The organism is Agrobacterium sp. SUL3, from assembly GCF_001263295.1.
Classification (GTDB): domain Bacteria; phylum Pseudomonadota; class Alphaproteobacteria; order Rhizobiales; family Rhizobiaceae; genus Agrobacterium; species Agrobacterium tomkonis.
Genome location: NZ_KQ414499.1, coordinates 535,619 through 546,744, shown reverse-complemented (window position 1 = coordinate 546,744; position 11,126 = coordinate 535,619). Strand labels below are relative to the sequence as shown.

The window sequence follows — 11,126 nt, the reverse complement described above, 5'->3', positions numbered from 1 at the left end:
GGGCTTCATATTGACTTGGACGTTTAAGGACGGCTTACGCATCCACCACGCGCAATGCGCGCGCAGCCTCGAGGGCTTCCTTCTGCACCGCTTCCTGCACCTTCTCGAAGGCGCGAACCTCGATCTGGCGCACGCGTTCGCGGCTGATGTCGAACTCTGAGGAGAGTTCCTCCAGCGTCACCGGATCTTCCGCAAGGCGGCGGGCCTCGAAGATGCGGCGTTCACGGTCGTTCAGCACGCCCATGGCCTTTGCCAGCATGCGGCGGCGGGTTTCCAGTTCGTCCTGCTCGATCAACACGGCTTCCTGGCTGTCATGGTCGTCCACCAGCCAGTCCTGCCATTGGCCGGACTCACCTTCGGAAGCCTTGATCGGCGCATTCAGCGACGCGTCGCCATGCAGGCGGCGGTTCATCGAGATGACTTCTTCTTCGGAAACCTGCAGCTTGGTGGCGATTTCCTTGACGTGTTCCGGCTTCAGATCACCGTCGTCGATTGCCTGGATACGGCCCTTCAGCCGGCGCAGGTTAAAGAACAGTCGCTTCTGGTTGGCCGTCGTGCCCATCTTCACCAGCGACCACGAACGCAGGATATATTCCTGGATCGAGGCCTTGATCCACCACATGGCATAGGTGGCAAGACGGAAACCGCGTTCCGGATCGAACTTCTTGACCGCCTGCATCAGGCCGACATTGCCTTCGGACACAACTTCGCCTATCGGCAGGCCGTAACCGCGATAACCCATGGCAATCTTGGCAACGAGACGCAGATGGCTGGTGACGAGCTTATGGGCGGCGTCGCGGTCGCCATGCTCGGCGTAACGCTTGCCAAGCATGTACTCTTCCTGCGGCTCCAGCATCGGAAATTTACGGATGTCGTCGAGATATCTATTGAGACCGGCTTCACCGGCCGTAATCGTAGGCAAACTATTGCGGGCCATAAAGCACCCCCTTATCTATGGTCTGGAACGGCGCCCTCTCTGGCGTGGCAAAATCACCCGCCCGAGGCACGCCGTAAGCTGCGGGTCGTTACCGACCCCGCACGAACCCATGTGACAGATATGTATGCGCCCGCCGCGTTTCAAGCGAACGCTGCGTTCACACATGCGTTATGTTCCGGCGGCATTGTCTCTGACCTGTTTAACTTTCGAACGGTAGATTCGTTCCGAAAAACCGCCAAGGCCGGAGCGTACCATCAGTTCATACATTACCCGTCGCCGCATGGGATTGTGCAGGCGCACGACGTTGGAACCGAGGAACTGCGTCTCGACATGGCCAAGCGCCTGCAGATCGGGGTCAGTGGCAATTGCGCCCGCATAAGTCGCGTGAAATTCCCGGCGGCAGACATAGGTTTTATATTTGGTCATGCCGAAGCAGACGAGGCTATGGCCATGGGTGCGCAGAAAATCGGCCACACCCACCGTCACCTCCGGCCAGGCCGGGTTGAAGGTATCGTCGAAAACGATGATGCCGTGCGGGGCGATCACCTCCATCGCCAGTTTCGCATCCGCCAGCACGTGATGCAGGTGGTGGCCGCCATCGATGCTGAAAAAGCGCGCCGGGCCGATGCGTGAGGTGATCTCGGCGGGGGCCAGCCGGGTGCTGTCGCCCCTGATGATCAAGTCCTCATCCATGGCAAAACCCAGCCGGCGGCCGTTTTCCATCAGCCGCTCATATTGATCGAGGCTGCCATCTTCGGGCGGATCAAGATCGAACAGATCGACGCCCAGCACCTTTTCCTGCGTCCCAGCGAATTTGCGCAGCAGGAAATAGGAGCGGCCATAATAGACACCGATTTCCGCCATTCCACCCTTGAGATCGTCTCGCGTCTGCGCCTGCAGCAAAGCCTTGAAGACAAGCGCATCGGGTGGGTCGATATAACCTTCTATGCTGCGTAGATCCTGAAATATGAACCGGCGGTCTTCGATATTCATGCGCGATAGATCCCGTCATCATGCCGGTTCCGCTCAGGCTTTTGCATCGAACGGAAGGCGTTGCTTGCGGCGTCGGTTATTCGGCAAGCTCGGCATGCGGCCACGGTGTTTGCGGGGACGATTACAAGCCTTGCGGGGGCCGAGGAGGTGCGACGATTGAAGCGAAATTGGGGCGGTCTACAAAAAGGACCGACTGCGGAATATCGCTATCCGCTAATCTTTTTTTATTATCCGGGACTTCCGGCGAGATACGTGGCGCGGTTTTTTTGACCGCGCCATACCAGTTTTCAGCTGCGCAGGGCTTCAAGCAGTTCTTGCATATCGTCAGGCATATCGGTTTCGAACTCCATCACCTCGCCGGTGCGAGGGTGTTCGAAGGCCAGCAGATAGGCATGCAGCGCCTGTCGCGGAAAGCGGTTGACGGTGCTTCTGGCCGGTTCTTCCAAAAGGTTCGCCTTGGTGCGGAAGGACGCGCCATATTCGGGATCGCCGATCAGCGGATGGCCGATATGGGCCATATGCACGCGGATCTGGTGGGTGCGGCCGGTTTCCAGGCGGCACTCCACCATGGAGGCGAGGCAGGAGGCGTCAGGCCGTTCATGGAAGCGCTCCATTACCTCGTAATGGGTGATCGCCTCGCGGGCGTCATCGGTATCCTCACGCTTGACGGTGCGTTTGGTGCGGTCGGCGCCGCGGCCAAGGGCAGCATCGATGGTGCCGCGCAATGTACGCGGGCGGCCCCAGACGACGGCCTTATAGGCCCGCTCCAGCGGCCCGGTGCGGCCGTGATCGGCAAATTGCGCGGCAAGATGACGGTGGGCATTGTCGTTTTTCGCCACGACCATGACGCCGGAGGTTTCCTTGTCCAGCCGGTGCACGATGCCCGGCCGCTTCACGCCGCCAATGCCGGAAAGGCTGTCGCCGCAATGGTGAATGAGGGCGTTGACCAGCGTCCCGGTCCAGTTGCCGGCGCCCGGATGCACGACGAGACCGGCGGGCTTGATGAGCACGATCAGGTCCTCGTCCTCATATTCCACGTCGAGCGGAATATCCTCGCCCTGCGGCACGGGGTCTTCCGGTTCCGGCATGACGATTTCGATGCGATCGCCCGGATGCACCTTCTTTTTCGGTTCGGTTACGGGCGTTCCGTTGAGAAGGACGGCGCCCTGTTCGATCAGCGCCTTCAGGCGGCTGCGTGACAGATCGCCGCCAACTTCGCCCACCAGCCACACATCGAGGCGGCCTTCGGCATCTTCCCCGGCAATCAGGACTTTCCTTGCGTCTCCGCCTTGTTTAAAGGGGTCGTTCATTGTTATTTTTCCGATCCATCAGCATTTCAGGGAACCCGATGACGCAGATCGAGCCAGACGAACAGGAAGACAAGCCGCTTGATCCGGCCGTGGAAAAAGTTCGCCGCAAGATGATCCGTTTGCAGATCGTGTCGGGCTCCGTGATGTTTATCAGCCTTATGGCCGTCTTCGGTGCGGTTGTCTACAAGGCGATGGGGCCGTCGAAAACGGTTCAGACGCAGAGTGCTGCGCCAAATCTTGCCGTTCCCACCGGTAACGGCCCGCTGGCTGTCACCGCCAGCCTGCCGCAGGGCTTCGTGATCGACAATGTCAGCTATTCCGGCGGCGACATGCTGTTTTATGGTCGGCTCGCCAATGGCACCCGCAAGGCGCTGGTCTTCAACGTCGCGGCCGGCCGTTTTCTGGCCGATGTGACTGTTGATGCCCAGTGAGGGCAACGAGGGTGTGCTGCTGGATGGGCGGGCGCTGATTCCGGTCGATGACCCGGCCGATCCGCGCATCGCCGCCTTTCGCGATATTCGCGAGCGTGACCTGACCGGGCGTCAGGGCCGCTTCATCGCCGAAGGCACGGTGGTGCTGCGCATGTTGGCCGCCGCCCACAAAGCGGGTGGCGCCTTCGCGGCGGAAAGCATCCTCATCCTCAAAAACCGGCTTGCGGGCGTCGCCGATATTCTTGCCGATTTTCCGGCCAAAGTTCCCGTTTATGTGGCTGAAGCGCCGGTGCTTGACGGCATCGTCGGTTTCCACCTGCATCGCGGCATTCTGGCGCTCGGCCGCCGGGTGGATCGTGATGGGCTGGAGGAGATGACGGCAGCGCTTCCGGCCGCCTCGCTGGTGCTGGTGGGCTGCGGTATTTCCAATCACGATAATCTCGGCGCGATGTTCCGCAATGCGGCGGCGTTTTATGCCGATGCAGTGTTGCTGGACGAGACCTCATGCGACCCGCTCTATCGCAAGGCGCTTCGGGTTTCCGTTGGGTCGGTCCTTTCGGTGCCTTATCATCGCGGTGGTGCTGCGGTGGAGATGCTGGAGCGGCTGTCCGAGGCCGGTTTTGCCATCTGGAGCCTTTCGCCAAACGGCGAGACCGAAATCCGTGATATTCCCCGTTCAGAGCGCATGGCGCTTGTCATCGGCACGGAAGGCGAGGGGTTGCCGCAATCGGTGCTGTCGCGGTTTCATACCGCGCGGATTGCGCAGTCGCCGCAGCTGGATAGCTTGAATGCGGGCACGGCTTCGGGGCTGGCGCTTTATCAGATGGCAGGGGTGATGGGGCGGATTTAAGGAGTGCTTACCGCTGCCTTTGCGTATGCGGCTTCACCCCCCTCTGCCCTGCCGGGCATCTCCCCCTCAAGGGGGGAGATCGACTCGTGGAGATGTCTCGCCTCTCTCAACGTTCGCGAATGAAGCGGTGGCAGCGCCTCTTGCCGATCTCCCCCCTTGAGGGGGAGATGCCCGGCAGGGCAGAGGGGGGTAAACCGCACCCACTGAGGCGGACTATCCCGCACCACCAGCTTTACTGTTCCCGCTTCCTCATCAACGCACTCGCCCCCGTCGCAAGGCTTTCCCGCCCCGATGAGCCGGAGGCCTTGGCCAGCAGACCCGGAATAGGCGACGTCTCGCCCTCCTGTGCAGCCGTCAGCGCAATCATCTTTGCGGCGATCCTCGCGATTTCGCGGCGGATGGGTTCGTCATTGCCGGTGCCGCGCACATTCAGCAGACGTTCGGTGAGCGCCGTTCCCTGATTAAGGATATCCTCGATTTCCTGCTCCAGACCTTCCGGCGAGGGTGTCGTCGGCTCAACCATGGGGGAGACCGCGGCCTCCTCCGTGGTCACCGCCTGTGTCACGTCCTCAGCAACGACGGGTGTGGTTTCGAGCGCGGCGGCTGGGGCCGGGACAGGGGTCGCCGGTTGCAACTGGCTCGCCGCTTTCTCGACCGGCACGGCCGGGTTCGGCAGGCGAATGATCATGTCGTTGCTGCGGCCGCCGGTTGCCGCCAGCTGTTCCTTCAGGCGGGCGACTTCCTGATTGCGCAGCGTCAGCATGGTGTCGAGATCGGCATTTTTCGCCATCACAGTGGCGACCTGGTCTTCCAGACGCGTGACCTTGCGGCTTTCGCGCGCAACCGCCGTCATGGCTTCCTTGTTGCGGGCCGCCACATCCTGCAATTCGCGGGTGGCGGTTTCGCCTTCCTTGCGGAAGCGCGAGGCGCTTTGTTTTGCCTGCTCGGCTTCCAGATCGCGGGTGGCGGCGGTGATTTTCGAATCATCCAGCTCGCGCGTCAGATTGGTGAGGCGGGCGGTGAGATCAGACATCTGGGCGGCGCGCTCGTTGGCGGCCTGTTCCTGTTGCGTGAGGTTCATGGCAATCGCACCGGCGCGTTCTTCGCTGGTATCGAGGGCGGCGCGCAATTCGCCGATCTCCAGCGTCAGCTCCTCGATTTTCAGCGAAAGGCTGCGGTTCTGTTCGCCAAGGCGATAGGCATCGCTGGAAGCGGCTTCGTTGGCGAGGCGCAGCGAGGTGTTTTTCTCCCGCTCGGTATCCAGTTCCTGGCGGACCTTGGCGTTTTCAGCGGCGTAAAGCGCGCGCGCCATGTCCTTCTGGGCGCGGACTTCCTGCGGGCTGATGGGCATCGTCGCGCGCAGGCGGTTTTCCGTATAGGCGACGATGCGGCGGTGGATCGCGGGTGCAATCAACAGGGCCAGCAGGGTTGCGGTGAGAAAACCCAATCCGAAAAGAATGGCATATTCGATCACGCGGGACAGTCTCCGAAACTCAGATACGCGCGCATTCGGAAAGAGGAGCGCGAAAGCACGTTACGCTATTATTGCAACCGTGGGGAGGGGTCTCCCGGCAATTGCACAGGCGGTGTCAGCGCCGCTTGTTTCTTCTCCCCGAGGGGGAGAAGTCCGCGGCAGCGGGATGAGGGGGGCACGGGTCATGAGGTGCCGGCAACGTTGCCCCTCATCCGACCCTTCGGGCCACCTTCTCCCCGCCGGGGAGAAGAAACTTGCCGCAATCTCTCGTCCTATATGCCAGCGCTGGCTCCGCTGCACTTTGATTTCAGCGAATCAGAACGGGTTCCAGGTCGGCTGCTGGGTAAGCTTCAGGTAACCGACGTTGATGCCGAGGCGTGCGCCGATGCCGGTGCGGATGGGGGCGAGCGTCACATCGCTGCTCTTCAGATAGGTCATGCCGACGCCGGCGACGATGAAGGCGGAACCGCTGACACCGCCATAACGGCGGTAAAGTGCATCGACGGAGGGAAGATTATAAACCAGCATCATGGCGCGGGTGCCCTGACCGCCATAATCCAGCCCGAGCGACGGGCCCTGCCAGAACACCGGGTGCTGGCCGGCATTCTTGGTATAAAGCGTGCCTTCGCCATAGGTGAGGCCGGCAACGAAGGCGCCGGAGCCTTCCTGGCCAAGAATGTAACCGTTCGGAAGTCCGTATTGCTGGAAGGCGCGCTCCACCACCTTGGCAAGGCCGCCGGTGGTTTCACCGAAGAATCCGTGGCCTGCATCCACGACTTCCTGGATGGAATATTGATCGCTGGTCTGGGCAAAGGCCGGTGCGACCCACATCAAGAGGCTCGCAAGGAGCGCGAAAATCTTTCCCAGTCCGAGGCGTGCAATGGTGCGGGTTTTCGTAAGGCGCATCGTCATGTCCGTCCGTCTGTTTCGTTAACGCATCAGCCCGAAAAACCGAATCGATTTTCGCAAGGGCCGATGCGTAGAGTCAAAGTTCTACAGCATCTGTCGTGCATCCTGGCGGATACACGGGGCTCCAATGTGGCCTGTTAAGGCATTTGGCATTTTGAAACCATCCTATTAACAATCGGTTTACCAAATATGGTGTCATTATGGCTTAACAATTTCCACACCGTCCGCGCCTCCCTTGCGCAGGAGAGAATTTTATGACGAGCAAACTCAATATCACGCTGTCCGGTCCCGATCTGGCGGCTCTTTTGTGCAGTCGCGTGTGCCATGATGTGATTTCTCCTGTCGGCGCCATCAATAACGGCCTCGAACTCTTGGACGAGGGCGGCACGGATGACGATGCGCTCGATCTCATCCGCACGTCAGCCCTTAACGCATCCGTGCGGCTGAAGTTCGCCCGGCTCGCTTTCGGCGCTTCCGGCTCGGCCGGTGCTTCCATCGACACCGGCGAGGCCGAAAAGGCCGCGCAGGATTTCGCTGCGGCTGAGAAGAAGGCTGAAGTCAGCTGGAACGGTCCGCGGGCCATCGTTCCGAAAAATCGTGTCAAACTTCTGCTCAACCTCTTCCTTGTCGCTTACGGCGCAATCCCGCGCGGCGGCAATGTGGATGTGCTGCTGGAAAGCCCCGATGGCGACGCCAAGTTCGAAATCACCGTCAAGGGTCGGATGATGCGCGTTCCGGCCAAGTTCGTGGAGATTTACGAAGGCCGGCTGGAAGAGGCGGTCGATGCTCATTCCGTGCAGCCCTATTACACGCTGCTTCTGGCGGAAGAGGCCAATATGACGGTGGAATATAAGGTGCATGAAGATCGCATCGTCTTTACCGCAAAGACGGTTGCCGATTGACCATTCGATTGCGGAGATGATTTTGCGAAAGGGCCGGGATTGCGTCTGCTGACGTACCGGCCTTTTTTCGTTTTGGGGAGCACGTTCATGGTTCGTCTGACCACCGCTCGCCTTCTCCTTCGGCCACACGCCATCGGGGATGAAGCGCTTTATCGCGCGTTCTGGGGGGCTGATGTTCCACAGATCGAGGGACTTACCGCGATTGCTCCGCTGGACGCGGAACTCGCATTCGCAAGGCTTTTGCGCTTTATCGGCCATTGGTCCGCTTATGGGTTCGGCCCCTTTGTGGTGGAAGAGCGTGCCACGGGGCGTATCGTGGGCGAGGTGGGCTTTGCCCATATGCGCCGTGGAAACGGGGCCGATTTTGATGGTGTTCCCGAGGCGATGTGGAAAATCGATGTCGAACTGGGCGGCAAGGGTGTCGCGACCGAGGCCGTGGAGGCCGTGACCGGGTGGTTCGACAGCAGCGGAATTTCGCAGCGGACCGTCTGCATGATCGATCCGCTGAACAGCCCTTCCTTGGCCATCGCCGCCCGATTCGGCTTTCGGCCATTCCGCGAAACGACGTTCCGGAAACACCCGATCCGGCTTTTCGAACGCGTGGCCGGGGTTTAGACGATTGGTGAGGGCGCTGCCTTGATCGTGTTTCAGTCCGTCCTCAAACCCGATTGAGGTCTCGGGCGGCGGCGGTTTGAGCCAGGAGTTGGTGCATATCAACTCCTGGAGCATCTCATGCGCAATTTTCTTCTGGCGACAATTGTCATCTTCTCCCTTGTTCCCGCCGCGATGGCGGAAAGCGCCATCGGTTTCAAGCAGATCAAATTGCTTGACGATGCCGGTGCAAGAGCGCTCAATGTATCATTGTGGTATCCGGCTGTTCCGTCCGGAAAAACCGAGGTCGTGGGTGAAAACGCCGCCTTTTACGGCCTTGGGGTTCAACCGGGTGCTTCCATTCCGCCCGGTTCCCGCCCCCTCATTCTGCTCTCGCACGGGTTTGGCGGAAGCTGGCGCAATCTGAACTGGCTTGCCGGAGAGCTTGCGCAGGACGGTTATGTCGTGGCCGCGCCGGATCATCAGGGCGAATCCTTTACCGAAGAGAATGCAGTCGAGGTCATTCCGCTATGGGAGCGACCGCGCGATATCGGCAGAACGCTGACGGCACTTCTTGATGACGATCGGCTGGCCGGCGAGATCGATGAGACGCGCATCGCCGTGATCGGCCATTCCCTTGGCGGCTGGACCGCGATGGAGCTGGTGGGAGGCCGTTATAACGCCGAACTTGCCTTGAAGGACTGCAACGCAGAGAAAACGCCACCGCAATGCAAGGCGCCACGGCTGCTGGCCAAGGTCGGCATCATCGGCGGTGGCAAGGCCGATCCGCGCCTTTCGATGGATTTGCGGGATATCCGCATCCGCGCGGCCATTGCGCTCGATCTCGGCCCGGCCGCCGGGTTTTTGCCGGAAACGCTTGAAGGCGTCGATGTGCCGGTTCTGGTTCTGGCTGCCGGTGTGGAGACGCCCGAGATCGCCGCGATCAGGGCCGATTCCGGTTATATCGCCCGGCATCTGCCAAAAACCACGACGATCTATCGGGAGATACCGGACGCCAGCCACTTCAGCTTCATGCAGCTGTGCAAGCCCGATGGCGAAAAAATCGTCGAAGAGATGTCAGCGGGCGAAGGTTTCGTCTGCCGGGATGGCGGGGGCAGGGGCCGCGCTGAGATCCACGCGCAAATCGCAGAGATAATCGGCGGCTTTCTCAAAGAGAAACTGCATTGAGACGCCTATCCGCCTGATAGATGGAGGGACGCCTCGCTGAAACCTTTCAGTTTTGTGCCGTGTCCCGATTCCTTCAAGCGGCGTTGAGAGGGTAATATCGGAAAACGAGATCTTCCGGGTCGTTGCGCGGCGCGGAGGAGTCGGGAGAACCACCGATTCGCTTGGCGACGGCGGCGGATTTGCTGTTTTGCGGGGATACGTAGCTCACCAGCGTGGACAGCTTCAGGGTTTCGAAGGCCCAGCCACGCAGCGTCATGGCGGCTTCGGCGGCATAACCTTTGCCCTCGTGGCCGTCATAAAGCAGCCAGCCCAGTTCCTTTTCGGGAAATAGCGGGCCGTGATTGATGCCGACCTGGCCGATGCATTCCCCCGTTTCATCAAGCTCGATCATCAGCGCGCCGTGGCCGAAGAAGTGCCAGTTGGCCAGATCGTGGCAAAAAACGCCCCAAGTTTTCCAGAGGTCATATGGTCCGCCGACACCGAGAGAGCGCGGTGAGGCCATGAAGGCCAGATAAGCGGGGAAATCCGCCATGGTCTGCGGGCGCAATGTCAGGCGTTGGGTTTTGAGAGTGGGGATAGGGTGGTTCATGGCATTGGTCCTTTTTGGGAGTGCCAATATGCGCTTTCTGTTGCGTCTGAATGAAGCGGGTATGTTTTGGCTGTGACGCACAACAAAAAACCCGCTGTCGCCAGCGGGTCTTTTAAAACTGTCCTGTCCTTATAAGGGATCAGGCGGTTTCGAGGAATTCCGTGGCGCCGTCAGGCTCGCGCAGAACATAGCCGCGGCCCCAGACGGTTTCGATGTAGTTTGCGCCGCCAGCGGCATTTGCCAGTTTCTTGCGCAGCTTGCAGATGAAAACGTCGATGATCTTCAGTTCCGGCTCGTCCATGCCGCCATAAAGGTGGTTCAGGAACATTTCCTTGGTCAGCGTCGTGCCCTTGCGCAGCGAAAGCAGCTCGAGCATCTGATATTCCTTGCCGGTCAGGTGAACGCGCTGGCCACCCACTTCAACCGTCTTGGCATCGAGATTGACGATCAGCTCGCCGGTGGAAATGACCGACTGCGCATGGCCCTTGGAACGGCGGACAATGGCGTGAATGCGGGCAACAAGCTCGTCCTTGTGGAACGGCTTCGTCATGTAATCGTCGGCGCCGAAGCCGAGGCCGCGCACCTTGTCCTCGATGCCGGCCATGCCGGAGAGGATGAGGATCGGCGTCTTGACCTTGGAAAGGCGCAAGGTTCTCAAGACTTCATAACCCGACATGTCAGGCAGGTTGAGGTCGAGAAGAATAATGTCGTAATCGTAGAGCTTGCCAAGGTCCACGCCTTCCTCGCCGAGGTCGGTCGTGTAGACGTTAAAGCTTTCCGACTTGAGCATCAGTTCAATGCTCTGCGCTGTCGCGCTGTCGTCTTCAATCAGTAGAACCCGCATAATTATCCCCTTTGCCGCCCGCGAACCGGTAAAACATTGCCTCGCGCGATGCGGATCCAGACGTTGCCTGATTTGCAGGCTGCCACCAAATGGTTAACAAATTCTAAT

General features: G+C 60.1%; 12 protein-coding genes. 5 read left to right on the top strand and 7 right to left on the bottom strand.

Annotated elements, in window-relative coordinates:
* Window positions 1-34 precede the first annotated feature (34 nt).
* The 3 genes from rpoH to AKG12_RS06460 form a co-directional block, all read right to left on the bottom strand.
* A complete protein-coding gene (gene rpoH / locus AKG12_RS06470; RefSeq protein ID WP_046801503.1) occupies window positions 35-937 on the bottom strand; it encodes an RNA polymerase sigma factor RpoH in 903 nt (300 codons plus the stop codon).
* Window positions 938-1,105: 168 nt separating this feature from the next.
* Window positions 1,106-1,930, bottom strand: a complete 825-nt coding sequence (locus tag AKG12_RS06465; RefSeq protein WP_046801502.1) for a class I SAM-dependent methyltransferase — start codon at window positions 1,928-1,930, stop codon at window positions 1,106-1,108.
* Between the two features lie 287 nt (window positions 1,931-2,217).
* Window positions 2,218-3,240: an RluA family pseudouridine synthase gene (locus AKG12_RS06460; protein WP_052818236.1), complete on the bottom strand. Its 1,023-nt coding sequence runs from the start codon at window positions 3,238-3,240 to the stop codon at window positions 2,218-2,220.
* 38 nt (window positions 3,241-3,278) lie between these two features.
* Between AKG12_RS06460 and AKG12_RS06455 the strand changes: the two genes are divergently transcribed.
* Together AKG12_RS06455 and AKG12_RS06450 are read left to right on the top strand one after the other, a co-directional pair.
* The gene (locus tag AKG12_RS06455; RefSeq protein WP_046801500.1) at window positions 3,279-3,671 is read left to right on the top strand and encodes a hypothetical protein; all 393 of its coding nucleotides are present in this window, start codon (window positions 3,279-3,281) and stop codon (window positions 3,669-3,671) included.
* Window positions 3,661-4,521, top strand: coding sequence for a TrmH family RNA methyltransferase (locus tag AKG12_RS06450; RefSeq protein WP_052818235.1), 861 nt, complete (start codon window positions 3,661-3,663; stop codon window positions 4,519-4,521). The genes AKG12_RS06455 and AKG12_RS06450 overlap by 11 nt, the downstream gene beginning before the upstream one ends.
* 232 nt (window positions 4,522-4,753) lie before the next feature.
* Here the strand turns inward: AKG12_RS06450 and AKG12_RS06445 are convergent, their stop codons facing one another.
* Both AKG12_RS06445 and AKG12_RS06440 read right to left on the bottom strand, forming a co-directional pair.
* Window positions 4,754-5,995: a coiled-coil domain-containing protein gene (locus AKG12_RS06445; protein ID WP_052818234.1), complete on the bottom strand. Its 1,242-nt coding sequence runs from the start codon at window positions 5,993-5,995 to the stop codon at window positions 4,754-4,756.
* Window positions 5,996-6,310: 315 nt separating this feature from the next.
* Window positions 6,311-6,907, bottom strand: coding sequence for a DUF1134 domain-containing protein (locus tag AKG12_RS06440; RefSeq protein WP_052818233.1), 597 nt, complete (start codon window positions 6,905-6,907; stop codon window positions 6,311-6,313).
* Window positions 6,908-7,158: 251 nt separating this feature from the next.
* Between AKG12_RS06440 and chpT the strand changes: the two genes are divergently transcribed.
* The 3 genes from chpT to AKG12_RS06425 all read left to right on the top strand — a co-directional run bounded on the left by chpT (window position 7,159) and on the right by AKG12_RS06425 (window position 9,585).
* Complete coding sequence (gene chpT, locus AKG12_RS06435) at window positions 7,159-7,806, top strand: histidine phosphotransferase ChpT (protein WP_052818232.1); 648 nt, start codon at window positions 7,159-7,161, stop codon at window positions 7,804-7,806.
* Window positions 7,807-7,893: 87 nt separating this feature from the next.
* Complete coding sequence (locus AKG12_RS06430; protein WP_046801495.1) at window positions 7,894-8,421, top strand: GNAT family N-acetyltransferase; 528 nt, start codon at window positions 7,894-7,896, stop codon at window positions 8,419-8,421.
* 117 nt (window positions 8,422-8,538) lie between these two features.
* Complete coding sequence (locus AKG12_RS06425) at window positions 8,539-9,585, top strand: alpha/beta hydrolase family protein (RefSeq protein WP_052818231.1); 1,047 nt, start codon at window positions 8,539-8,541, stop codon at window positions 9,583-9,585.
* A 73-nt stretch (window positions 9,586-9,658) separates the two neighbouring features.
* Here AKG12_RS06425 and AKG12_RS06420 read toward each other — a convergent pair whose 3' ends face one another.
* Both AKG12_RS06420 and ctrA read right to left on the bottom strand, forming a co-directional pair.
* Window positions 9,659-10,174, bottom strand: a complete 516-nt coding sequence (locus AKG12_RS06420; protein ID WP_052818230.1) for a GNAT family N-acetyltransferase — start codon at window positions 10,172-10,174, stop codon at window positions 9,659-9,661.
* Between the two features lie 139 nt (window positions 10,175-10,313).
* On the bottom strand, window positions 10,314-11,018 hold the full coding sequence (gene ctrA / locus AKG12_RS06415) for a response regulator transcription factor CtrA (RefSeq protein ID WP_003491823.1): 705 nt from the start codon (window positions 11,016-11,018) through the stop codon (window positions 10,314-10,316).
* Window positions 11,019-11,126: the final 108 nt, after the last annotated feature.